The organism is Isoptericola haloaureus (assembly GCF_036689775.1).
GTDB classification, from domain to species: Bacteria; Actinomycetota; Actinomycetes; order Actinomycetales; family Cellulomonadaceae; genus Isoptericola; species Isoptericola haloaureus.
Genome location: NZ_JBAGLP010000105.1, coordinates 133,404 through 155,292 on the forward strand (window position 1 = coordinate 133,404; position 21,889 = coordinate 155,292).

The 21,889-nt window shown below is 74.0% G+C and carries 21 protein-coding genes and 1 riboswitch; of the genes, 11 read left to right on the forward strand and 10 right to left on the reverse strand.

Annotation, left to right across the window (positions count from 1 at the left end; translation table 11 throughout):
* Positions 1-116: 116 nt before the first annotated feature.
* A riboswitch (glycine riboswitch) is annotated at positions 117-212 on the reverse strand.
* Positions 213-293: 81 nt separating this feature from the next.
* A complete protein-coding gene (locus tag V5O49_RS02580; protein ID WP_332900865.1) occupies positions 294-1,202 on the reverse strand; it encodes a LysR family transcriptional regulator in 909 nt (302 codons plus the stop codon).
* A gap of 182 nt (positions 1,203-1,384) precedes the next feature.
* Here V5O49_RS02580 and V5O49_RS02585 point away from each other — a divergent pair, with 182 nt between their 5' ends.
* Positions 1,385-1,732: a CBU_0592 family membrane protein gene (locus V5O49_RS02585; protein ID WP_332900866.1), complete on the forward strand. Its 348-nt coding sequence runs from the start codon at positions 1,385-1,387 to the stop codon at positions 1,730-1,732.
* 57 nt (positions 1,733-1,789) lie between these two features.
* Here V5O49_RS02585 and V5O49_RS02590 read toward each other — a convergent pair whose 3' ends face one another.
* Positions 1,790-2,986, reverse strand: a complete 1,197-nt coding sequence (locus V5O49_RS02590; RefSeq protein WP_332900867.1) for a pyridoxal phosphate-dependent aminotransferase — start codon at positions 2,984-2,986, stop codon at positions 1,790-1,792.
* A gap of 79 nt (positions 2,987-3,065) precedes the next feature.
* Here V5O49_RS02590 and V5O49_RS02595 point away from each other — a divergent pair, with 79 nt between their 5' ends.
* Together V5O49_RS02595 and V5O49_RS02600 are read left to right on the forward strand one after the other, a co-directional pair.
* Positions 3,066-3,641 (forward strand): DnaJ family domain-containing protein, encoded by a 576-nt coding sequence (locus V5O49_RS02595; RefSeq protein ID WP_332900868.1) that lies wholly within the window; start codon positions 3,066-3,068, stop codon positions 3,639-3,641.
* A gap of 55 nt (positions 3,642-3,696) precedes the next feature.
* Positions 3,697-4,833 carry an alpha/beta hydrolase gene (locus V5O49_RS02600; RefSeq protein WP_332900869.1) on the forward strand — a complete coding sequence of 379 codons (1,137 nt, stop codon included), beginning with the start codon at positions 3,697-3,699 and terminating at the stop codon, positions 4,831-4,833.
* 9 nt (positions 4,834-4,842) lie between these two features.
* On the opposite strand, the gene V5O49_RS02605 is transcribed toward V5O49_RS02600, so the two are convergent.
* Complete coding sequence (locus tag V5O49_RS02605; RefSeq protein ID WP_332900983.1) at positions 4,843-5,334, reverse strand: low molecular weight protein-tyrosine-phosphatase; 492 nt, start codon at positions 5,332-5,334, stop codon at positions 4,843-4,845.
* Positions 5,335-5,489: 155 nt separating this feature from the next.
* On the opposite strand from V5O49_RS02605, the gene V5O49_RS02610 reads away from it, so the two are divergent.
* Positions 5,490-6,419: an SDR family oxidoreductase gene (locus tag V5O49_RS02610; RefSeq protein ID WP_332900870.1), complete on the forward strand. Its 930-nt coding sequence runs from the start codon at positions 5,490-5,492 to the stop codon at positions 6,417-6,419.
* Between the two features lie 207 nt (positions 6,420-6,626).
* On the opposite strand, the gene V5O49_RS02615 is transcribed toward V5O49_RS02610, so the two are convergent.
* A complete protein-coding gene (locus V5O49_RS02615; protein WP_332900871.1) occupies positions 6,627-7,115 on the reverse strand; it encodes a DUF6328 family protein in 489 nt (162 codons plus the stop codon).
* An 81-nt stretch (positions 7,116-7,196) separates the two neighbouring features.
* Here V5O49_RS02615 and V5O49_RS02620 point away from each other — a divergent pair, with 81 nt between their 5' ends.
* Complete coding sequence (locus V5O49_RS02620; protein WP_332900872.1) at positions 7,197-7,613, forward strand: hypothetical protein; 417 nt, start codon at positions 7,197-7,199, stop codon at positions 7,611-7,613.
* A 20-nt stretch (positions 7,614-7,633) separates the two neighbouring features.
* Entirely contained in the window at positions 7,634-8,023 is a 390-nt protein-coding gene (locus tag V5O49_RS02625) for a DUF302 domain-containing protein (RefSeq protein ID WP_332900873.1), read from the forward strand.
* Positions 8,024-8,126: 103 nt separating this feature from the next.
* On the opposite strand, the gene V5O49_RS02630 is transcribed toward V5O49_RS02625, so the two are convergent.
* The gene (locus tag V5O49_RS02630; RefSeq protein ID WP_332900874.1) at positions 8,127-11,315 is read right to left on the reverse strand and encodes a pectate lyase family protein; all 3,189 of its coding nucleotides are present in this window, start codon (positions 11,313-11,315) and stop codon (positions 8,127-8,129) included.
* Between the two features lie 328 nt (positions 11,316-11,643).
* On the opposite strand from V5O49_RS02630, the gene V5O49_RS02635 reads away from it, so the two are divergent.
* On the forward strand, positions 11,644-12,426 hold the full coding sequence (locus V5O49_RS02635) for a response regulator transcription factor (RefSeq protein WP_332900875.1): 783 nt from the start codon (positions 11,644-11,646) through the stop codon (positions 12,424-12,426).
* On the opposite strand, the gene V5O49_RS02640 is transcribed toward V5O49_RS02635, so the two are convergent.
* From V5O49_RS02640 to V5O49_RS02650, 3 genes are all read right to left on the reverse strand, one after another.
* The gene (locus tag V5O49_RS02640) at positions 12,402-12,914 is read right to left on the reverse strand and encodes a hypothetical protein (protein ID WP_332900876.1); all 513 of its coding nucleotides are present in this window, start codon (positions 12,912-12,914) and stop codon (positions 12,402-12,404) included. The genes V5O49_RS02635 and V5O49_RS02640 overlap by 25 nt on opposite strands.
* A gap of 67 nt (positions 12,915-12,981) precedes the next feature.
* Positions 12,982-13,326 (reverse strand): Hpt domain-containing protein, encoded by a 345-nt coding sequence (locus V5O49_RS02645; RefSeq protein ID WP_332900877.1) that lies wholly within the window; start codon positions 13,324-13,326, stop codon positions 12,982-12,984.
* Positions 13,323-13,709 (reverse strand): response regulator, encoded by a 387-nt coding sequence (locus V5O49_RS02650; RefSeq protein WP_332900878.1) that lies wholly within the window; start codon positions 13,707-13,709, stop codon positions 13,323-13,325. The genes V5O49_RS02645 and V5O49_RS02650 overlap by 4 nt, the downstream gene beginning before the upstream one ends.
* Before the next feature lie 127 nt (positions 13,710-13,836).
* Between V5O49_RS02650 and V5O49_RS02655 the strand changes: the two genes are divergently transcribed.
* From V5O49_RS02655 to V5O49_RS02665, 3 genes are read left to right on the forward strand one after another with little or no spacing between them, the layout of a single operon-like run.
* Positions 13,837-16,629, forward strand: a complete 2,793-nt coding sequence (locus V5O49_RS02655; RefSeq protein WP_332900879.1) for an ATP-binding protein — start codon at positions 13,837-13,839, stop codon at positions 16,627-16,629.
* Positions 16,629-17,129, forward strand: coding sequence for a pyruvoyl-dependent arginine decarboxylase (locus V5O49_RS02660; protein ID WP_332900880.1), 501 nt, complete (start codon positions 16,629-16,631; stop codon positions 17,127-17,129). Before V5O49_RS02655 ends, V5O49_RS02660 begins: the two co-directional genes overlap by 1 nt.
* A complete protein-coding gene (locus V5O49_RS02665) occupies positions 17,126-17,668 on the forward strand; it encodes a hypothetical protein (RefSeq protein WP_332900881.1) in 543 nt (180 codons plus the stop codon). Before V5O49_RS02660 ends, V5O49_RS02665 begins: the two co-directional genes overlap by 4 nt.
* 13 nt (positions 17,669-17,681) lie before the next feature.
* Here the strand turns inward: V5O49_RS02665 and V5O49_RS02670 are convergent, their stop codons facing one another.
* Both V5O49_RS02670 and V5O49_RS02675 read right to left on the reverse strand, forming a co-directional pair.
* Complete coding sequence (locus V5O49_RS02670; RefSeq protein ID WP_332900882.1) at positions 17,682-18,779, reverse strand: flavin-containing monooxygenase; 1,098 nt, start codon at positions 18,777-18,779, stop codon at positions 17,682-17,684.
* A 51-nt stretch (positions 18,780-18,830) separates the two neighbouring features.
* The gene (locus V5O49_RS02675; RefSeq protein WP_332900883.1) at positions 18,831-20,426 is read right to left on the reverse strand and encodes an HD domain-containing phosphohydrolase; all 1,596 of its coding nucleotides are present in this window, start codon (positions 20,424-20,426) and stop codon (positions 18,831-18,833) included.
* 104 nt (positions 20,427-20,530) lie between these two features.
* Here V5O49_RS02675 and V5O49_RS02680 point away from each other — a divergent pair, with 104 nt between their 5' ends.
* Positions 20,531-21,796, forward strand: coding sequence for a threonine/serine exporter family protein (locus V5O49_RS02680; protein ID WP_278235937.1), 1,266 nt, complete (start codon positions 20,531-20,533; stop codon positions 21,794-21,796).
* The last annotated feature ends 93 nt before the right edge of the window (positions 21,797-21,889 follow it).

Consider the following 21,889-nt stretch of genomic DNA (forward strand, 5'->3'; position numbering starts at 1 on the left):
GTGGGCCGGGACCCTCCCCGCTCTGTCATGGGCCTGAGAGTTTGGCCGTGCCGCACGTGGCGACGCGGTGTGCACCGTCGGCGGGCCCGCCGGTGCGGACCGCTTTCCAGAGTTGCCTCACCGTGGCGGTACAGGGGCCTGAGAGATTCCCGGGGAGGGGTCTTGCTCCTTCGGCGCTGCCGGCGGGCGGCAGACTCTCCCGGCACGGTTCGAGCGGCGTGTTCGGTTGTGGTCGAGCGGTCGAGCGCCGCCAGTCTACCCGGCCGCCCGCGCCGCTCCCGGCCGGGAGCGGATCAGGTGAGCTCCAGGTCGCGGGCGACCTCCACCATGGTGTCGACGACGGCGCGGACGGCGGGGCCCGGCTCGTGGCGCGTCGAGCGGTGGCGCACCACGATGCGGCGCGTGCCGAGGCCCGGCATCGCGACGACCTCGGCGCCCTCGGGAGCCTCGGAGCGCCGCACGGCGAGCGCGGGCAGCATCGCGATGCCCTGTCCGGCGTCGACGAGGGCGAGCGCGGTGTCGAAGTCGAAGTAGGCGTGCCGGACGCTGAGCGTGGTGCCGAGCGTGCGGCCGAGGCGACGCAGCGCACGGTCCGCCGCGGTGTTCTGGACGGCGCCGATCCACGGCATGTCGCGCAGGTCGTCCAACCGTTCGGGTCGGGGCAGCGCGGACGGCACGACGAGCAGCCAGGGCTCGTCGAGCAGGGGGATGTCGTGCGCGCCGCGGGGCGCGGGGGAGTCGACTTCGACGTCGCGCTCGAGCAGGACGACGTCGAGGTCGCCGGCGCGCAGCATGCGGATGGCGTCCGCCGGCTCGTGCTCGCGCACGTCCAGGGTGACGCCGGGGTAGTTCTCGGCGAACGGTCCGAGCAACGGGGCGACGACGGACCGGATCGCGGACTGGAACGCCCCGATGGTCACCGTGCCGCTGACGCCCTCGCCGAGGTTGGCGATCTCCTGGTGGGCCTCCAGCAGCTCGGCCTCGATGCGTTCGGCGGCGTCGGCCAGCACCCGGCCGGCCGGGGTCAGGCTCACGCCTCGCGGCCCCCGGTCGAGGACGGGGAAGCCCTCCTCGGCCTCTAAACGGGCGATCTGCTGGGACACCGCCGACGGGGTGACATGCAGAAGATCTGCTGCCGCGAGCACGCCTCCGGAACGGTGCACGGCAAGGAGGAAGGCAAGTCTTCGTGGGTCGGTTGCCATGTAGAGATACTAACCTGCTTCAAAAGTTTTGTTCGATTGTCCTGAAGCCGATTCGTGCTCCAGAATGGTGCCCGCGCCGCAGGAAGCACACGCTTTCCGCCCCTCGGGCCGGACCCCGGCGCACACCCCCAACGGCGCGTCCTCGGACACGTCCGTCCCCACACCTGTGAAGGAGGCTAAGCATGTCGCAGACCCTGTCGCTCGTCATCACCGGGCTCGGGTGGTTCGGAGCTCTGATCGGACTGGTCGCGTATGCGATGGTCTCGAAGGGTCGCTGGGCCCCGAACTCCCTGCCGTTCCAGGTGGCCAACCTGACGGCCACCTCGACGCTGTTCCTCGTGGCCGCCGTCGAGGGCGTGTGGCCCTCGGTGTTCGCCAACGTGGCCTGGATGGTCATCGGCGTGCAGACCCTCGCGGTGATCCGCAAGGCGCGCCGCACCGGCCGCGCCGCCGTGACCCGCGTGGACGTCACGCCCCGCGAGCCCGCGGCCGAGCACGTCGGCGCCGTGGCGCCTCCCGTGCTGCGGTAGGCGGACCGGACCCCGCCGACCGCCCCCCTCCGGGATCCTCCCGGTGCGGGGGCGCTGTCATGTCCGGGGCACCCCGTCCGTGCGGAGCAGACCGTCCTGCCAGGCCACGATGCGGTCGACGGCCCGCGCCACGGTCCGCGGGTCGGCGGCGAACGACAGCCGGACCCAGTCGCCGCCCGCGCGGCCGTCGAAGTCGGTCCCGGGCGTGATCGCGACGTCCGCCTCGGCCAGCAGCCGCGAGCAGTACGTGACCGCGTCCAGGCCGAACCGCGAGATGTTGCCGTACAGGTAGAACGCGCCGTCCGCCGGGGCCACCGGCCGCCAGCCCAGCTCGTCCAGGCGCTCCAGCAGCGCGGCCCGCGAGGCGCGGTAGCGCGTGACGTTGTCGGAGGCCGCCTGGTAGCCGGCGGGGGAGAAGGCGGCGATCGCCGCGTGCTGGGCCAGGGCGGGAGGGGAGAGCGCCACGTTGCCGGCCAGCGCCCCGACCGGGGCGACCAGCTCCTCGGGCAGCACGAGCCAGCCGAGCCGCCACCCCGTCATCGCCCAGTACTTGGAGAACGAGTTGACGACGACGGCGCCCCGCCCGTCGTGCACGGCCGCCGTGGCCTGGCCGAGCTCGGTGCCGTAGGCGATGCCGTGGTAGATCTCGTCGCTGACCAGCCGGACCTCGTGGTCGGCGCACCAGCGGGCGACCGCGTCGAGCTCGGCCGGGGGGATCATCGTGCCCGTCGGGTTCGCCGGGGACGCCACGATCAGACCGGCGAGCGGACCGTCGGCCGTCACCTGGTCGAGCTGGGCGACCGTGGGCTGGTACCGCGTCTCGGGCCCGCAGTCGATCTCGACGACCTCGCAGCCCAGCGCCGCCAGGATGTTCTTGTACGCGGGGTAGCCCGGCCGGGCGAGCGCGACGCGGTCCCCGACGTCGAACGCGGCCAGGAACGTCAGCACGAACCCGCCGCTGGACCCCGTGGTCACGGCGATCCGGCCCGGGTCGACGTCGAGGCCGTACCACCGCCGGTAGTGCCCGGCGATCTCCTCGCGCAGGGCGGGCACACCCATCGCCTCGGTGTAGCCGAGGTCGGCGCGCCGCAGGATCTCCGCGGCGCGTTCGCGCACGACGTCGGACGCCCCCGTCGACGGCTCGCCCGCGCAGAGGTTGAGGACGTCGTGCCCGGCGCTGCGTCGCGTGTTGGCGGCGGCCAGGACCTCCATCACGGCGAACGGCGGGACCTGGCTGCGGCGCGAGACCTTCATGCCCCCATGATGCCCGTCCGGCCCGCCGCACGTCGCGGACCTGCGGCGCGAGGCCCACGCCGTCTCGTACCGTGGCGCCATGGGCACCGACGACCACGGACCCCGCCCCGACCCGGCCGCCCGCGAGCCGGGCGGGTCCGGCGACGACCCGGTGCGTCGCGCCGCGCAGTACCGGGTCGACCGGGAGATCGAGCGCGAGCGCGCCGAGCAGGGCCTGCCGCCCCGGACCCCCGAGGAGGCCGCGGCGGACCGCGCCGAGCGGCCCCGGCCGCCGGAGCACGGCCGTGCGCGGTGGGCGGACACGCTGGTCGACCAGGCCATCCGGCGGGGCGAGTTCGACGACCTGCCGCTGCAGGGCAAGCCGCTGCCGGGCATCGGCGGCACCCACGACCCGGACTGGTGGCTGAAGAACCTCGTCGAGCGCGACCACATCACCGGCGTGCTGCCCGCGGCCCAGCTGCGCCGGGACGACGCCGAGCTCGACACCACGCTCGACCGCGAGCACGACGAGCGATGCGTGCGAGCCCTGCTCGAGGACTTCAACGCCCGTGTCGTCGACGCCCGCCGCCAGCTCACCGGCGGGCCGCCCGTGGTCACCCCGACGCGCGACGTCGAGCAGGAGGTCGCCCGGTGGCGCGCACGACGCCGGCTCTGAGCGCACGGGAGGCCACCGGTCGCGGCCACGGCCCGGTGTGCCTACCTTGGCCGCCATGCAGGACGGTGGAGCGCAGCGCGTGACGGGCACGCCGGTCACGCCGACCGCGGGCGACGCCGCCCCGGGCCGCGGGCCCGGGTGGGCGCCCGACGTCCTGCCCGGCTTCGAGCGGTGGACGCTGCCGCTCGCGCCCGACTTCGAGGGCGAGGTCGTCGCCACGCTGGTCCGTCCGCGCCCCCCGCAGGACCCGGCGGTCAGGGCGGACCGGCCCGACGTCGGCGTGGACCTGCTGTACGTGCACGGGTGGACCGACTACTTCTTCCAGACCCACCTGGCCGACTTCTGGGAGGGGCTCGGGGTCCGGTTCCACGCCCTGGACCTGCGCAAGTACGGCCGCAGCCTCCGCGAGCACCACACCCCGGGGTTCGTCACCCGCCTGGAGACCTACGACGAGGACCTCGAGGCGGCGCTGTCGGCGATCGGGCACGGCGAGCACGACCGGACGGACCGGCGGCTGGTGCTCATGGGGCACTCCACCGGCGGGCTGGTCCTCAGCCTGTGGACGGCGCACCACCCGGGCCGGGCCGCGGCGCTGGTGCTCAACAGCCCGTGGCTCGAGTTCCAGACGCGCAAGGTCGGCCGCCGCGTCCTGGAGCCCGGCATCCGCGCCCACGCCGCGCTCGCGCCGCGCAGCCACCTGGTGAACGTCGACCAGGGGTTCTACGTCCGGTCGATCTCGTCGCGGTACGAGGGGGTGTGGGACGTCGATCCGGCCTGGCGCCCGGACGACGGCTGGCGGGCCACGCCGGCCTGGCTGTCCGCGATCTTCGACGGCCACGAGGAGGTGGCCGTCGGCCTCGACCTGGAGGTGCCGGTCCTGGTGATGCTCTCGACGCGGACGATCCCGCCGGTGCGGTGGTCCGAGGAGATGCTGCGGGCGGACACCGTGCTCGACGTCGAGGGGATCGCCGAGCGGGCGGCGCGGCTCGGGCGGCTGGTGACCATCGCGCGGATCGAGGGGGCCCTGCACGACGTGACGCTGTCGGCGCCCGACGTGCGCGCCGTCGTCCGGCGGGAGACGGAACGCTGGTTCCGGGCCTACGTCCCGCCGCAGCAGGCCGAGCCGGAGCCGCCCCCGGAGCCGCGGGGCTGGCGGCGGTGGTTCCGGGCGCTGTCTCCGCGCTCGGACTGAGGCGCGGTGTCAGCGAGCGAGCTGCGCCCGCACGTGCGTGACGATCCCGTCGGCGGCGGCCTCGATCTCGTCGAGGCAGATCTCGAACCCGTCCGCGTCCCCGTACCAGGGGTCGTCGACGTCCAGCCGTGACTCGTCGCCGGCACCCGTGACCTGCGGGGCCGCCGGGTCGAACGACCTGTACATCACGATCTGGGGATCCGTACCGTTGGCGAGGCGCCGCAGCACCTGGGCGTGCCGCGACGTCATCGGCAGCACGAGATCGCGTGCGGAGAGATCCGCGGCCGCGACCTGACGGGCGCGGTGGCCGTCCCCGACGGGGTACCCGCGGGAGGCGAGCGCGCGGCGGGCCCGCGGGTCGACGGGGTTGCCGCGCTCCTCGTCGCTGACCCCGGTGGAGTCCACCGTGACCCGGTGGGCCAGGCCGGCCGACTCCAGGCGGTCGCGCAGCACGACCTCGGCCATGGGGGAGCGGCAGATGTTGCCGGTGCACACGGTCATCACGCGGTAGATCGATTCGCTCACGGGCCCATGCTCGCACGGGCGCGCACGCCGGTCGCGCCCTGTCAGCGCACCGGGCCGCCCCGGCAGCGCACCGGTCCGCGCCCGGACGGCGCCGGACGGCGAACGCGTCGGCACCGCCGTATCGTGACCGGATGAAGTGGTCCGCCGACGGTCTGATCGCGGTGACGGGAGCCTCCGGCCGCGTCGGGTCCCGGCTCGCCTTCCGGCTGGCCGCGGAGGGAGCGCACCAACGACTGGTCGTGCGCGACCCCTCCCGGGTGCCGCACCTCGACGACGGGCGCCCGCTGCCCGAGTGCGAGACCGCCGTCGCGCAGGGGTACGACGACGAGGCGGGCATGCGCGCCGCGTTCGAGGGCGTGCAGACCGTGTTCCTGGTCAGCGCCCGCGAGTCCGCCGACCGCGTCGCCGAGCACGTCGCCGCGATCGACGCCGCCGTGCAGGCGGGGGTCGAGCGGATCGTCTACGTCTCCTTCGTGGGGGCCGCACCGGACGCCACGTTCACCTTCGCCCGCGACCACTTCCACACCGAGCAGCACCTGCGCAGCACCGGACTGCGGTGGACCGTGCTGCGCGACAACCTCTACCACCAGGCGCTCGCCTCGTTCGTCGGGCCGGACGACGTCATCCGCGGTCCCGCGGGGAACGGACGCGTGGCGTCGGTCGCGCACGACGACGTCGCGGACGTCGCCACCGCGGTCCTGCTCGACGAGGACCCGACCCGTCACGACGGCGTCGTGTACGACGTGACCGGACCCGAGGCGATCAGTCTGCTGGAGGTCGCCGCGGCCCTGACCGTCGCGACCGGGCGCGAGATCCGGTACCACGCCGAGACCGTCCCCGAGGCGTACTCGTCGCGCGCACGGTTCAACGCCTCCGCCGTCGAGCTGGCGGGCTGGGTCTCCTCCTACGAGGCGATCGCGGCCGGGGAGATGGCGCACGTGTCCCACGACGTGGAGCGGCTGGTCGGGCGCCCCGCCCGGTCGTTCGCGCAGTGGCTCGACGACTACCCCCACGAGTGGGAGGCGCTGCGCCGGCGCGGCCCCGAGGGGCCTCCGGCGTAAAACCCTTGGCACCTCCCGCCGGCGGGCGTAGTGTCCCCGGCGTACGCGAAAGGAGGTGATCCGCACGGTGAAGAATCGTCGGACGCACGAGGTGGTCGCGGTCTGAGGACCGTGACCACCCGGGACCCGCGGGAGCCACGCCGTCGTCCAGCGTGGCAGGAGGGCGACCTCCGGCCCGCGGGTCTCGTCGTCCTCCGGGGCCGACGCTCAGGCGCGGCGGCGGACCATCACGGGCAGCACCGCCCACAGCCCGAGCAGCATCGCGGCGACGGCACCCCCGACCACCAGCCCGGCGACCCGACCTACGACGACGTCGAACACGAGCAGCGCGGTGGCGGAGAGCGCCACGGCCAGCAGCGCGAGCCCGACCCGGGTCATGCGGTCCCCGAGGCTGACGACCTCGAGCTTGAGCTGGCGGCGGAACAGCCCCCGGTGGATCGCCACCGGGGCGATGAACAGTCCCGAGGTCACCAGGCACACGAGGATGTCGACGAGGTAGACGCCGCGCTGGACGGCGTCGAGGTCGGAGAAGTTCCCCTGGAACGGCAGGATCAGCAGGAAACCGGTGAGGATCTGGACGCCCGTCTGGAGCACCCGGAGCTCCTGCAGGAGCTCGTTCCAGTTGCGGTCGGAGCGCTGCTCGGGCGTCTCGGGGCGCCCGCCGTGGTCGGGGAACCGGCCCGTGTCGTCGCTCATCGGTCCATCGTGGTGCCAGACGACGGCGGACGCGAGGGGCCCGTCCTGGCCGGATACCCTCTGGGGTATTAGGATGGTCCCGTGGCCACCCCGACCGAGCACCCCACCGAGCGTCGCACGGACGCCCCTCCGGCATCCGCGCGCCGGCGACGTCCGTCGGCGCGCATCGTCGTCGTCGGCGCCCTCGCCGCCGCCCTCCTCGCCGCGTGGTACCTCACCGCGGGCGGGGTGCCCGATCCCGTGTACGGCGGTCTCGTGCTCGTCAGCGCCGCGCTGGGCGGCGCCACGCTGGCCACCTACGTGCCGCCGTCCGGCAGCACCTGGCGCAGCCGGCTCGGGTGCGGGCCGTGCGACGTCGCCGCGGCCGCGACCGTCGTCGTCCCGCCGATCCTGCTCGCGCCGGCACCCACCGCGACCATGGCGCTCGTGGCCGTCGCGGCCACCGGCTTCGGCCTGTTCCAGCGCCGGGACGCCGCCGGCGCCTCCTGCCCCGTCTGACCCCGACCGGAGGACGAACCATGAGCTACACCCTGACCGCCACCGTGACCGCCCCCTTCGCCGAGACCGTGACGCAGGTCCGCGAGGCCCTGTCCGCGCAGGGCTTCGGGGTGCTCACCGAGATCGACATGGCCGCGACCCTGCAGACCAAGATCGGGGCCGAGATCGAGCCCTACCTCGTGCTCGGCGCCTGCAACCCGCCGCTCGCGCACCGGGCCCTGCAGGCCGACCGCTCCGTCGGCGCCCTGCTGCCCTGCAACGTCGTCGTGCGTGACCTGGGCGACGGCAGCACCGCCGTCGAGGCCGTCGACCCGCACGCCATGATGTCCGTGGCCGACAGCCCCGAGCTGAAGGCCGTGGCCGACGACGCCGCCGGCCGGCTGCGCACCGCGCTCGGCTCGCTGTCCTGAGGCTGCCGGGACAACCGTCTGCGCGGCAGTTCGTCGTCGGTGCGGCACTTCGATGTGCCGCACCGACGACGAACTGCCGCGGTGACTCCTCCGCGACGCCCTGTCAGCCGGCGTAGGTCTCGAGCTCGGCCACCTGCGGCGTGCCGGACGACGAGGTGATCTCGAAGTCGATCTTGTCCAGGGTCGTGGTGGGCACGCCGATGACTCCCGCGCCGCTGCCGGTGGCAAGCACCTGGCCGGTGTCGTGGTTCACCACCTGCCACGACCCGATCGTCCCCACGGTCCCCGCCGTCTCGCGGACGACGAGCGAGGACACGGTGGTCGCGGAGTCCCACTTCACCGAGATCCGGCCCGTGGAGCCCTCCGGCGACCAGTACGTGGCCAGGTCACCGTCGCGCACGTTGCCGTAGCTCGTCCCGCTCGCCTTGCTGGACCCGTCCGAGCCGGCACCGATCGACAGGTTCTCCCCGCTCGGCGGGTCCGTCGGCTCGTCCGTCGGCTCCGGCGTCGGGTCCTCCGTCGGCTCCGGGTCCGGCGTCGACCCGCCGAACGTCACCTGCAGGGAGCCGTCCGCCGCGAACGACCAGTCCATGGCGCCGTCGTAGGCGGAGCAGGCCGACCCGTCCGAGCCGTCCCAGAACGAGTTACCGCCGGCGTCGGTACCGAGGTAGCGGTCGGTGGACCCGCTGTCGCAGGACACGTTCCCGCTGAACACCGAGCTGCCACCGTCGAAGTTGAAGTTGCGCTGCTCGTTGCCGACCGCGACGTTGCCCTCGACCGCCATCGTGCCCAGGTTCCTGTTGTAGGTGAACCCGTGCTTGCCGTTGTCCACCGCGTAGGAGCCGCGGACGACGTGGTCGACGGCGATGTCCTCGCCACCGAGCTTGAACCCGTTGCGGTCGCCGGCACCGGCCTGGGAGCCGTCGGACAGCGTGCCGTTGGAGTAGGCCAGCGAGCTCTCGATCGTCACCTCGCCGATCGGGCCGGTCGCGGACTTGGTGTACAGGTCCCAGCCGTCGTCGATGTTGTGGTGGGCGACGGTGTCCCGGAAGACGTTGCCCGGACCGGAGGTGAGCTTCGCGGCGAACCCGTCGGCGTCCTCGCCGTCGGAGTCGGCGTTGTCGTGGGACTCGCTCGACACCACCAGGTTGTCCGACGGCCACTGGTCCCGCGGCGCCCCGGCGACGAACCGGGAGATCTGCAGGCCCGTGTCGTGGTTGTACCGGGTCACGACCCGCTCGATGACGTTGTGGTCACCGCCGAGCAGGATGCCGTTGTCCCCGGCGTGCTGGACGACGAGGCCGTACACGTGCCAGTAGTCGCCGCCGATGGCCAGGCCGCGGTTCGCGGAGTCCTCGACCTGCGCCGAGAAGTCCAGCACCGGGGTCTCGCCCGGCAGGGCGGACAGCAGGGTGCGGTCACCGGGCAGCCCGTCGTGGCCGGGCTCGATCGTCACGGTGTCGGCCAGGTCGTAGGTGCCGCCCGCGAGGAAGATCTCCCCGCCCGCGTTCACGCGGTCGATCGCCGCGGCGAGCGTGGTCGGGTCGGACACGGTGCCGGCCGCGCCGCCGGAGCCGCCCGGGGCCACGTAGAGCGTGTCGGCGCCGGGCTGCGGCTCGTCGGTGGGCTCCGGCGTCGGGTCCTGCGTGGGCTCCGGGGTGGGGTCCTCGGTCGGTTCGGGCGTGGGGTCCGGGTCCGACGGCGATCCCGCGTAGGTCTCGAGCTCGGCGACCCGAGGGGTGCCGGACGACGAGGTGATCTCGAAGTCGATCTTGCTCAGCGAGGTGGTCGGGATGTCGATGACGCCCGCGCCGCTGCCGGTGGCGAGCACCTGGCCGGTGTCGTGGTTCTGCACCTGCCAGGAGCCGATGTTCCCTGCCGAGCCGGCGGCCTCGCGGACGACGATCGAGGACACCGTCGTCGCGGAGTCCCACTTCACCGAGATCCGGCCCGTGGAGCCCTCCGGCGACCAGTAGGTGGCCAGGTCACCGTCGCGCACGTTGCCGTAGCTCGTCCCGCTCGCCTTGCTGGACCCGTCCGAGCCGGCACCGATCGACAGGTTCTCCCCGCTCGGCGGGTCCGTCGGCTCGCCCGTCGGCTCCGGCGTCGGGTCCTCCGTCGGCTCCGGGGTGGGTTCCTGCGTCGGCTCGCCCGTCGGCTCCGGCGTCGGGTCGGGTGCGGTGGGGGAGCAGGAGCCGTCCGAGACCTGCATCCCGGTGTTCGCGCCAGCCGTGGCGTCCAGCAGGTTCGGTACGCACTCGGCACCGTCGAGGTCGTAGGAGTACGGCACCGAGATCGAGTCCGTCGACGTCGGGTTCGGCCCGGCGGGGTGGTTGTCGGTGTCGTCGGCGGTCCAGGTGATGTTGTCCCAGATGTTGCCGCTGACCTCCCAGGTCCCCCTGTCGTCGGTGTAGAACGTGCCGAGCGGATCCTTGGAGTCCTGGAAGTAGTTGTTCTCGACCAGGGCCCGCGCGCCGAGCCGGGAGTTGATGCCGGACTTGGCGAGCCCGACGAAGTGGTTGTTGTACGAGTGGGCGGTGCCGGCCCGCAGCAGCGGCGTGCGCGAGTCGATGTTCTCGTACAGGTTGTGGTGGTAGGTCACCGGGCCGTTGCCGGTGTCGCCGTCGCTGGACCCGACGAGGCCGCCACGCCCGGAGTTCCGCAGAACGGAGTACGACAGCGTCACGTAGGTGGTGTCGGCCTTCATGTCGAACAGGGCGTCGTAGCCCTCGGACTCGCCGCCCGAGGCCTCGAGGGTCACGTGGTCCACCCACACGTTGGACACGCCGGACTCCATGCCGATCGCGTCACCGCCGTTCGAGGTGGGGGAGCCGGACTTCTTGACGTTCCGCACGTGCACGTTCTGGATGACGATGTTGTGCGCGGAGCGGAGGTGGATGCCGAGCTCGTCGAACAGGGCGCCGTCGCCCACGCCGACGAGGGTGACGTTGCTGATCTCCTTGAGCTCGATCTTGTCGTCGGCGGTGTTGCACGAGTCGCCGGACACCTTGGACGTGTTGCCGTGGTCGATGATCCCCTCGACCTCGATGACGATCGGGGTGTCGCTGCTGGCGCGGGTGCACAGGGCCTCGTGGATCTCCGTGCCCGTGGTGGCACGCACCGTCTGACCACCGGCGCCGCCGGTGGTCCCGCCGTTCTGGGTGGCGAACCCGGTGGGTGTTCCGCTGGCCGCGTGGGCGTCGCTCGCCCACAGGGCGGTCATCCCCATCGTCGCGGCCAGGGCCAGTCCGGCCCCTGCCGCGGTGAACCGTCGTCCGGCTGCACTTCTCATCGTTGCCTCACTTCGTCGTCGAATCGGGCACTGCGGATCGTGCGGCACGTCACGGGACGTCGCCGACCGGACCCTGGCAGGGCCGGTGCAGACCGCTCCGTCGCGGTCACCGGACGCGCTGTCGTGACGCGATGCCTCATCGGGAGGTCCCTCGGAGCGACCCGTCCCGCCGTTGCGACACGTCACCCGGATGAGGCGCGACTCCTGGTGGGAATCGGTTTCTCACAGTAGACACCGGTTTCTTCAAGCGCAAGACCTGCACAGTTGCCCGAGGCGCGTCCCGTCCGCTGGCGGTGCGCTCCGGGCAATCGGCCACTAGCGTGTGCGCATGGCGGCAGCAGCGGTCCCGGCCGGTGCGCCCGGGACCTCGGCCCCGGAACGCACCGCGGTCATCATCGAGGACGACGACGACGTCCGCGCCCTGCTCGAGGAGGTCCTTGGCCAGGCCGGGTTCGAGACGTCCAGCGCCGCCGACGGCCGCTCCGGGGTCGAGCTCGTGGAGCGGACGGACCCCCTGGTGACGACCCTCGACGTCAGCCTGCCCGACATCGACGGCTTCGAGGTGTGCCGCCGCATCCGGCGGGTGTCGGACACCATCGTCGTCATGCTCACGGCCCGTACGGACGAGGTCGACACCCTCATGGGCCTCGACGCCGGGGCGGACGACTACCAGACGAAACCGTTCCGGCCGCGCGAGCTGCGGGCCCGGATCGAGGCCATCATGCGCCGGCAGGGCCGATCCGAGGCGCGGTCCCCGGGGGGCTCAGCGGGCCCGGGGACCGCCACCACGGTGACGAGCGACGGCCTGGCGATCGATCTGCTCGGCCGCACGGTCAGCGTCGACGACGTCGAGGTCCACCTCACCCGCAGCGAGTTCGACCTGCTGGCGGCTCTCGCCGGCGAGCCCGGCCACGTGCTCTCGAAGGACGGCCTCGTCCGCGTCCTGTGGGTCGACGAGTACGACGTCGGGACGCCGGTCACGGGCTCGGACCGCCGACGCGTCGAGGTCCACCTGGCCAACCTGCGCCGCAAGATCGGCGACGACCCGGCCGCACCGCGCTGGATCCGCACGGTCCGCGGTGTGGGCTACCGCTTCGACCAACGGGCGTGACCGAGCGCCGCCCGCACCAGACCCGCCGCGCTCTGCGCCTCGGCGATGACCTCCCGACCCTGGCACCGGGCGGACCGGTCGTCGTCCGCGTCCGTCGGCTGGTCCAGCGCGGACTGGCAGCGCCAGGTGACCTCGGCCAGCCGGTCGAGGCCCAGCATGACCGCCGAGCTGTGCAGGGTGAGCAGCCGGACACGGGCCGCGTCGTCCTCGCCGCTCACGAGCGCCCGGCGGCAGGCCGCGAGCCGGCGCGGCAGGAGCTGGAGCCAGATCGTGGCGAAGCGCTCCACGGCCCGCTCGTCACCGTCGAGCTCGGCCACCAGCTCGTGCCAGGCACGGGCGACCGCCACCACGTCCGCGGTGGTTCCCGGTGGGTCGGTCTGCTCCCGGACTGACGGCACCGCCGCGCGGGGGACCGCGGCGGTGCCGTCGTCGGTGACCTGGGCAGCGGGGTCGGAGTCGCTACCACGCGTCTCGGTCGATGTGGTCACAGCACGAGACTGGCCGACCGACCTCGAGGCCACGTCCTACCCACCGCAGGACGGGCTCAAGATCTGCTCAAGATCCCGCACCGCCCGGACGCCGGGCCGACGCCGTGGCGCGGAACCGCTCGAGGGCGGCCAGGACCGCGTCGTCGCCCCCGTCGCTCTCGAGGACGTGCTGCAGGGCACGTGCCGCGTCCGCCAGCATCTCGTCACCGAACGTGCCGGCGGACCCGGCGATCGTGTGGCACAGCCGGGCGGCCTCGCGCCGCCGGTCCGGGTCGCGCACCCCACCGTCGAGGCGCAGCAGGTCCGCGACCCGGTCGGACCGGGCCTGGTTGCGCCGCCCTGCGCTGCGGGCGAGCTCGGCGACGGTGTCCTGCAGCGGGTCGTCGTCCGGGCAGGCCGGCGTGCCGGTCACGTGTCCCACCCCAGGGCGGCGGCGAGCCGGTGCGCCAGCTCGAGCGGGTCGAACGGCTTGGTGATGACGGCCGCCGCGCCCAGCCCGTCGAGGGCCGCGATGTCCTGGGCACCCACCTTCGCCGTGAGGAAGACGACGGGCACGTCCCGCAGGACGTCCACCGCGCGCAGTCGGGCCAGGACGGTCGGCCCGTCGAGCGTCGGCATCATGACGTCGAGCAGGACGGCGTCCGGGCGGACACGTCGGGCCAGCGCGACCCCCTCCGTCCCGTCGCCGGCCGAGTGCGTCTCGTACCCGCCGACGGCGGACAGCGACAGCTCGGCGACCTCGCGGATCGACGGGTCGTCGTCGATCACCACCACGCAGCGGGGTCTCGTCGTCACCTGACAGGTCCTCCGTCCGATCGGCCGCCTCCCGACGACGGTAGCGCGAAGCATCGGTCGCTGCGCCGCACGCGCACGGTGTGCCCGAGCCACGGCGGGCGCCTCGACGCTCACCTACGCTCTGGCTATGGAGGACGCCCGAGGCGCCGCCACCCGCGCCCAGGACCGTTTCGTCCGCTGGTGCTGGGTCGCCGGCACGATGCTCGTCGTCCTCGTCGCCGTGCTCGCCGGTCCCGTCGACGCCGGTCTCCGCGAGCAGGTCGCGCGGTCCGCCATCGCCGCGGCCGGCGTCCTGGCCGCCCTGAGCTGCGGCTCGCGGGCCGTGAGGTCGACGGGGCGCCGCCGTCGCGCGTGGGGCGCTCTCGCCCTGGGCGCCGTCGTCGGGCTCCTGGGCAACCTGTGGGCGGCGGTCGCCGGGGACCCGGCCACGGGCGACGTGGCATACATCGGCGCGCTCGCCCTCGGCGCCGTCGGTCTCGCGTTCTTCCCGACCGTGCGTCCCCGGGGCCAGGACCTCGTGCGCATGCTGCTCGACAGCATCGTCGTGGGCGGCTCGGTGCTCTACATCGCCGTGTTCGCCGTCGTGCTCGACGAGCCGGCGCTCTCGACCGACCCGGCGCTGACCACGTATGCGCTACCGGTCGTCGACGCCCTCCTGGCCACCCTCGCCGTCCTGGTCATGACCCGCTCCGGCGCCGCGGAACGCGTCCCGCTCGTCCTCGTCGGCAGCGGCTTCGTGCTCTACGCGGTGGCCGACGTCGCATTCGCGCTGCTCTCGGCGGGGACCGGCTTCACGTTCGGCAGCATCGTCGACATGGGCTGGATCGGTGGCTACGTCGCCATCGCGGTCGCCGCCCGCCACCCCGCCGCCTCGGGCAGCCCCGTCACCCACCGGCGGTCGGACGGATCGCCGGTGCTCGGCACCGTCGTGACCTTCCTGCTGTTCCTCGCCGCCGCCCTGGTCCGGGTCAGCGACTCCGGGCAGGACGTGCCGTGGATGGCGGACGTGCTGTGGGTCGCCGTGCTCGTCGCCGTCGTCGCTCGTCAGATCCTCGTCGTGGTGGACAACGAGTCGCTGCGCCGGAGCCTGGAGCGGAGGGTCCGGACGCGCACGGCCCAGCTGCGCGCGCTCGCCGGCGAGCGGGAACGGACCCTCGAGTCGGTCGCCGACGGGATCTACGGCGTCGACGCCTTCGGCCGCCTGACCTTCGTCAACGTCGCCGGCGCCCGCACGCTCGGCGTGTCGCCCGGCGACCTCGTCGGGCAGGACGTGCACGCCACCTTCCACGCACCGGGCCCGGACGGGGCCCCCTTCCCGGCGGAGCACTGCTACGTCACCGAGGCGGTGCGCGACGGCATCACCACCACGGCCGAGCAGGACGTCTACCGACGTCCGGACGGCAAGGACGTGCCCGTCGAGGTCACCGCGAGCCCGTTGCGCGCCGACGGCGCCGTCCGCGGCGCCGTCGTCGTCTTCCGCGACGTCACCGAGCGTCGCGAGATGGAGCGGATCAAGGACGACTTCGTCGCGGTCGTCTCCCACGAGCTGCGCACCCCGCTGACCTCGATCCGCGGGGCGCTCGGGCTGCTCGACAGCGGCCTGCTGGCGGACTCTCCCGAGCGGGCCGGGCGCATGATCCGCATCGCCCTGACCAGCAGCGAGCGCCTGAGCCGGCTCGTCGACGACATCCTCGACATCGAGCGGATGGCCACCGGGTCGACCCCCCTCGACCTCGCCGAGCACCGCGTCGACGACCTGGTCGCCACGGCCGTGGACCAGGTGGCGATCGTGGCCGACGAGGCGGGGGTGGACGTCGTGACGGTCGAGTCCGGCGAGATCGTCAGCGCCGACGGCGACCTCATCGTGCAGACGCTGACCAACCTGCTGTCCAACGCGGTGAAGTTCTCCCCTCCCGGCAGCACCGTGCGGGTGACGGCGGTCCCCGTCGGCGACCTCGTCGAGGTGTGCGTCGAGGACGAAGGACGCGGCATCCCGCCGGACAAGCTGGAGTCGATCTTCCGTCGGTTCGAGCAGATCGACGCCTCGGACGCCCGGGAGCGCGGTGGCACCGGCCTGGGTCTGGCGATCGCGCGCAGCGTCGTCGAACGGCACGGAGGGCGCATCTGGGCCGTCAGCGACGGGCCCGGGACCGGGGCGAGCCTCCGCTTCACGCTGCGTCGTGCCGCGGCGGGCGTCGACGGGGCGGACGGATCACCCCCGCAGGAGGTCGGGACGGCGGTCGGGGCCGACGACGGCCCGGACGACGCGCCCCCGACGGCCGCGCCGGACCGCGTGGTCGTCGCCGCCACCGACCCCTATGTCGTGCGGGCGCTCCGGTCCGTGCTGGAGGGAGCCGGCTACGACGTCGTCGGCTCCGCCGACGGCGAGGAGGCCGTGGCGCACGTGATCGCCGACCGGCCCGCCGCCCTGGTGCTCGACCCGGGGACTCGGGACAGCGACGGCATCGAGGTGCTGCGGCGGGTGCGCGAGGCCCGGACGGCCGCCGAGACACCGGTCGTCGCCGTCTCCGGCACCGCGCGGCACGACGCGCAGATCGGGGAGCTGGCCGACCGCTGGCTGGTCGAGCCGGTCGCCCCGGACGACCTGCTGGAGGCCGTCCGGGAGGCCGTCCGCCGACGGCCCCACCGCGAGCAGGTCCTCGTGGTCGAGGGCGACGACGCGTTGCGCCACGCGCTGGCGACGTCCCTGGAGGGCGCCGGGCTCGTGGTCACCCCGGCCGGTTCGCTCGACGCCGCCCGCCGGGCGATGCGGGCCGGGACACGACCGGACCTGGTCCTGCTCGACCTGACGCTGCCCGACGTCACCGGACGCGACCTCGTCGCCGACCTCCTGGACCCGGCCGCCGGCCGGAGCGCCGAGCCCACCGTTCCCCCGGCACCCCGCCCACCGAGGACCTGATGACCGACACCCTCGACATCCGCGTCAGCACCGGCACCGGCACCGGACGCACGACGCTGTCCGCCTTCGACGCCGCCCTGTCCGCCGCGGGGGTCGGCGACTTCAACCTCGTCCGGCTCAGCTCGGTCGTCCCGCCGGGCAGCATCGTCCACGAGGTCGACGGTCGCGACCAGCTCCAGGGTGCCCACGGTGACGCGCTGTACTGCGTGTACGCCGAGGCGCACGCCTCGTTGCCGGGCCACGAGGCGTGGGCCGGCATCGCCTGGTCGGCCCACGAGGACGGCAGCGGCGCCGGCCTGTTCGTCGAGCACGAGGGCCCGTCGCACGAACAGGTGGCCGTCGACCTGACGCACAGCCTCGACGACCTCTCCGTCACCCGCGGCGGCGTCTACCGCCCCGCGGGCCGGCTCATCGCCGGCATCACCTGCGACACCCTGCCGGTGTCCGCCGTCGTGGTCGCGACGTTCCGGCGCGCCGGGTGGCAGGATCTCCCGCTGTGAGCACCGAGGTCACCGTCGAGACCGTCGTCGACGGCGAGCTGGCCGAGCGCTTCTGGGGGCTGTACCGCGAGGCGTTCGAGCCGCTGCGCACCCGGGCCGCGGCGCGGCACGTGCTGCACCGCCACGAGTTCGACGAGGAGATGGCCGACCCCCGGGTGCTCAAGCTCCTGGCCCACGACGAGTCCGGCGAGGCCGTCGGGCTGACGACCCTGGCCACGGACCTGGCGGCCGTGCCCTGGGTGAGCCCGGAGTTCTTCGCGGCGCGGTACCCGGAGCACGCCGCGCGCGACGCCGTCTGGTACATCGGCTTCACCCTCGCCCACCCGGGCCGGCGCTCCACCCGGACCTTCATGGACATGATCGACGTGCTGGTCGCCCGCCTGGCCGAGCACCACGTGGTGTGCGCCTACGACGTGTCCCGCTTCAACGACGACGGCCTGCGGTTCGCCGACAACCTGCGTCGTCACCTGGAGCGGACCCGGGACGTCACCGTGGAGACCGTCGACCGGCAGACGTACTACGCGACGACGTTCCACTGAACCGCCGGCCGGCTCAGCCCACCGGGCTCGGCCGCCCGACCAGCTCCTCCGCGACCCGGGTCGCCACGTACCGCGCGTCGCGGCTCACGCCCGGGATCTGCTCCGACGCCTTGGCGTACTGGAAGTCCTGCCCGACGGTGTAGAGCCCTGGCACGTCGGTGACCCCGCGCACCTGGCGCACGCGTCCGTGCTCGTCCAGCACCGGCAGGTCGACCCAGTCCTCGAGCCCCGTGCGGAACCCCGTGCACCAGACCACCGTGCCGACGTCGAGCACCGTGCCGTCCGCGGCGACCGGCAGACCGTCGCTGACGTCCTCGATGCGCGGGACCCGCCGGATGCCTGCCCGGCGCAGGTCCCGGGGGCGCTCCCGCACCAGCAGGTCCGCCCGGGACTGCAGGACGGGCCGCGCCCGGCGACCGACGGGCGTGTCGATCGTCAGCACGTGCCGGAACACGAACGCCACGACCCGGGTGCCGAGGTTCCGCCCGAACCAGCCGTCGATGCGGAACGGCAGGTGCCCGGCCTCGGTGCCGGCCAACCAGGTCTCGTGGTCCCGGGCGGCCTCGACGGCGATCTCCGCTCCGCTGTTGCCGACGCCGACGACCAGCACCGGCCCGTCGGCGAGCTGCGCGGGGTTGCGGTACCCGGTCGAGTGCAGGGCCCGGATCCCCGGGCTCAGGCGATCGGCGAGCTCCGGCACCCGGGGAACCTGGAGGCCACTCATCGCGACGACGACGGCCTCCGCCAGGTGCTCGCCGTCCGACGCCTCCAGCCGGAACCCGGCACCGTCGGCCGCGAGCCGGGTGACCCGGACGCCGTGCCGCACGGGCAGGCCGAACTCTCGCTCGTAGCGCTCCAGGTAGTCCGCGAACTCGTCCTTCGTCGGCACCGGGCCGCGGCGCCCGAGGTCCAGGCCGTCCAGGTGGTCGACGCGGGGCGGGGTGAAGAGGCGCAGGGAGTCCCAGCGGTGTCGCCAGGAGTCCCCCGCCCGGGCGGCGGCGTCGAGCACCACGTGCTCGACGCCCAGCCGCGAGAGGTGGTACGAGGTGGCCAGTCCGGCCTGGCCCCCGCCGACCACCACGACGGGTGCCTCGTGCTGCTGGGTGCTCATGGCTCCTCCTCGGACGTCGGGCCGGACCTCGTGCGGTCCGTGTCCTCGACGCTACGGAGCCGTGCGCCGCCCCAGTATCAGGAGTTCTCCCCAGGCCAGGAGCCCGTGGTCGGCGGCGAAGAGCGCGACCGCCGCCCGGCTGGACACGCCGATCTTGCGGTAGGCGTGCTGCAGGTGCTGGTCCGCCGTCTTCGGGCTGATCCCCAGCGTCCGGGCCACCTGCTTGGTGGCCAGCCCGCGCGCCACCAGGCCCACGACGCGGCTCTCCCGCTCGGTCAGGCCGGCCGGACGCGCCAGCGGCGGCGGCTCCTGCCCGGCGGCCTCGACCACCGCGGCGACGGCGTCGGCGTCGAGGCGTCCGTCCGCCACGTCGCGCGCCAGGGCGTGGATGGCGGCGGCCGGCGGGAGTCCCCAGCCGTGCGGTGGATCCTCCACGGCGGACCGCATGGCGTCCGCCGCGGCGAGGATCCGTGCCGGCACCCCGAGGGCGGCCGCAGGCAGCCCCCGGTGGTACCCGGAACCGTCCAGGCGCTCGTGGTGGCAGACGGCGTCCCGCGCCAGCGCGGCGAGGAAGGGCGAGGCGGCGCAGACGCGCTCGGTGTAGTACGGGTGCAACCGCACCTGCTCCCGTTCCTCGGCGGTGAGCGGCCGGCGTGCGAGCCAGGTGCGCGCCGGGACGCTGATCCGCCCCACGTCCTGCAGCAGGGCGGCCCGACGAACCTCCCGGACGGCCGCCGCGTCCATGCCGACCAGCTCGGCCGCCCCGCCCGCGAGCGCCGCGACCTGCCGGGACCGGCCGGCCCAGGCCGGCCCGACGACGTCGGCGACCTCCCCGAGCGCCGCGACGGCGTCGTCGACCTGGTCGGCCGGGATCTGGACGGGCTCCCCGGGTTCGGCGGCCAGCACGTCCTCCCAGGTCACACCGTCGTCCCGCGGCCCGCCCAGGACGTCCTGGTGGTGGCGAGCGAGCAGGCCGGCTAACCGCGGGTCGTGGGCGCGGCCCGCGCGGTCGGCGACGACGGCGGCCGCGTGCGCGCTGCCCCCGGCCGCGGCGTGGTGGGCGGCGTCGCGGGCGACGAGGGTGAGCCGCAGCGCGGTCGGGATCTCCTCGCCCCGGCCCCGTCCCAGCACCCCGGTCCCGTCCCAGCGATCGGTCAGGTGGTGCAGGTCCTCCGCGACGCCGCCGAGGCCCAGGTGCCGGGTCAGGTGCTGGGCGACCTCGCACAGGGCCAGGTACTCGCGCGGCTCGTAGGCGGCGGCCCGCGGCAGTCGCGCGACCGTCTGCCCGACGACGACGGGCACCGACGCCCCGGGGTCGGGCAACGACCGCAGCATCACGCCCCTCTGCTCGCGCCGGCTGCCCCAGATGACGTCGACGATCGACTCGGTGATCGGCCCCCCGAAGATGCCCGCCTTGACGGTCGCGTCGGCGGCGCAGCCCGCGTACGCCAGGAGGCTGAGGTAGTACGCCTGCCGACGGACGGCGTCGTCGACCCCCGCGACGTCGCACAGCCGCATCGTCGCGGCGGTCGCCTCGAGGCCGTGCGCCCAGGGGAAGCCCATGCCGAGGTCGGTGGCCAGGCAGAGCGCCGCGGCGACCTCGGCGGCGCGTACCGGCTGTGCCGGGGCCGACGCCGTGTCAGCCATGCTGCCGACGATAGTCCGGCCCCCGGGGCCACGCCCGTGGCGGGTGACGGGTCCGCCCGTGGGTCGTCTCGCGCTCGGGGACGAGCTGCCGCCAGGATGGACCCGTGCCCACCGCTCCTGACGACGCCGAGATCGAGCTCATCCGCCGCTCGGGCGTGGCGCTGCGCGTCGGCCGGTTGTCCCTGTCCGCCGGGACGGGGTCCTACCGGGTCAAGGCCTCGATGGCCCGCGCCGCGCGTGCCCTGGGGATCGAACGACATCAGGCCCACGTGACGCTGACCGAGATCACGACCACGTCGCACCGCGGACCGAGCTTCCGCACCGAGGTCACCGAGGTGCGCAGCGTCGGGATCAACTCGGACCGCCTGTGCGCCCTGGAGCGCTTCGCCCAGGACGTCGAGCGGGACCGGCCGGTCAGCGTCGAGGACGCCACCGCACGGCTCGACCGCATCCAGGACAAGCCGCCGCTGTACCCCGCGGTCCTCAACGCCCTGTGGGCCGCGATCGCCTGCGCGGCGTTCGCCTTCCTCAACAACGGCGGCGTCGTCGAGATCGTCGGTGTCTTCCTCGGCGCAGGGTTCGGTCAGGCCCTGCGCCGCGCCCTGATCCACCGCGGCTGGAACCAGTTCGGGGTGACGATGCTGGCCGCGGCGCTGGCCACCTCCACCTACGTCGGCTTCCTGGCGGCGTTCGGCGCGCTCGGGGGTGCCGCGACCAACCACGAGGCCGGGTACGTCTCCGCGGTGCTCTTCCTGGTGCCCGGGTTCCCGCTGGTCACCGGCGCACTGGACCTGGCCAAGCTGGACTTCTCGGCGGGGCTGGCCCGGCTGACGTACGCGCTGATGATCCTCACCTCGGCCGCGCTGGCGGTGTGGGGCGTCTCGATGGTCGTCGGGCTCTCCCCGGTCCCGGACGAGCCGATGGGGCTCGACCCGGGCCTGCTGCTCGGGCTGCGGCTGCTGGCGAGCTTCCTGGGCGTGCTCGGGTTCGCGCTGATGTTCAACAGTCCGTGGTCGATGGCGCTGGCGGCGGCGTCCATCGGGATGGTCGCCAACGTCGGCCGGCTGTGGCTGGTCGACGCCGACGTCCCGGTCCAGGCCGCCGCGGCCGCCGCCGCGCTGGTGGTCGGACTGCTCGCGGCCGTCGTCGCCCCGCGGATGAACGTGCCGCGCGTGACGGTGTCGGTCCCCGCCGTCGTGATCATGGTCCCGGGCGCCTCGGCGTACCGGGCGATCTACTACATGTCGAACGGGGCGACGTCGCAGGCCCTGGCCTACGCCGTCGAGGCCGGGCTGGTGGTGGCGGCGCTCGCCATCGGGCTGGCCGTGGCCCGGATGCTCACCGATCCGGAGTGGGGGTTCGAGCGCTGACGCTCCTCCCGCCACTTTCAATCTATAGCCGAGAGGGGGTCTTGCGGCAAGACCCCCCGGCGGGCGCAGAATCACAGGCCTCACCGGCCCCGA

Coding starts and splice junctions, on each gene's coding strand:
- V5O49_RS02580 (WP_332900865.1), bottom strand. CDS start 1,202: ATGGCAACCGACCCACGAAGACTTGCCTTCCTCCTTGCCGTGCACCGT.
- V5O49_RS02585 (WP_332900866.1), top strand. CDS start 1,385: ATGTCGCAGACCCTGTCGCTCGTCATCACCGGGCTCGGGTGGTTCGGA.
- V5O49_RS02590 (WP_332900867.1), bottom strand. CDS start 2,986: ATGAAGGTCTCGCGCCGCAGCCAGGTCCCGCCGTTCGCCGTGATGGAG.
- V5O49_RS02595 (WP_332900868.1), top strand. CDS start 3,066: ATGGGCACCGACGACCACGGACCCCGCCCCGACCCGGCCGCCCGCGAG.
- V5O49_RS02600 (WP_332900869.1), top strand. CDS start 3,697: ATGCAGGACGGTGGAGCGCAGCGCGTGACGGGCACGCCGGTCACGCCG.
- V5O49_RS02605 (WP_332900983.1), bottom strand. CDS start 5,334: ATGACCGTGTGCACCGGCAACATCTGCCGCTCCCCCATGGCCGAGGTC.
- V5O49_RS02610 (WP_332900870.1), top strand. CDS start 5,490: ATGAAGTGGTCCGCCGACGGTCTGATCGCGGTGACGGGAGCCTCCGGC.
- V5O49_RS02615 (WP_332900871.1), bottom strand. CDS start 7,115: ATGAGCGACGACACGGGCCGGTTCCCCGACCACGGCGGGCGCCCCGAG.
- V5O49_RS02625 (WP_332900873.1), top strand. CDS start 7,634: ATGAGCTACACCCTGACCGCCACCGTGACCGCCCCCTTCGCCGAGACC.
- V5O49_RS02630 (WP_332900874.1), bottom strand. CDS start 11,315: ATGAGAAGTGCAGCCGGACGACGGTTCACCGCGGCAGGGGCCGGACTG.
- V5O49_RS02635 (WP_332900875.1), top strand. CDS start 11,644: ATGGCGGCAGCAGCGGTCCCGGCCGGTGCGCCCGGGACCTCGGCCCCG.
- V5O49_RS02655 (WP_332900879.1), top strand. CDS start 13,837: ATGGAGGACGCCCGAGGCGCCGCCACCCGCGCCCAGGACCGTTTCGTC.
- V5O49_RS02660 (WP_332900880.1), top strand. CDS start 16,629: ATGACCGACACCCTCGACATCCGCGTCAGCACCGGCACCGGCACCGGA.
- V5O49_RS02670 (WP_332900882.1), bottom strand. CDS start 18,779: ATGAGCACCCAGCAGCACGAGGCACCCGTCGTGGTGGTCGGCGGGGGC.
- V5O49_RS02675 (WP_332900883.1), bottom strand. CDS start 20,426: ATGGCTGACACGGCGTCGGCCCCGGCACAGCCGGTACGCGCCGCCGAG.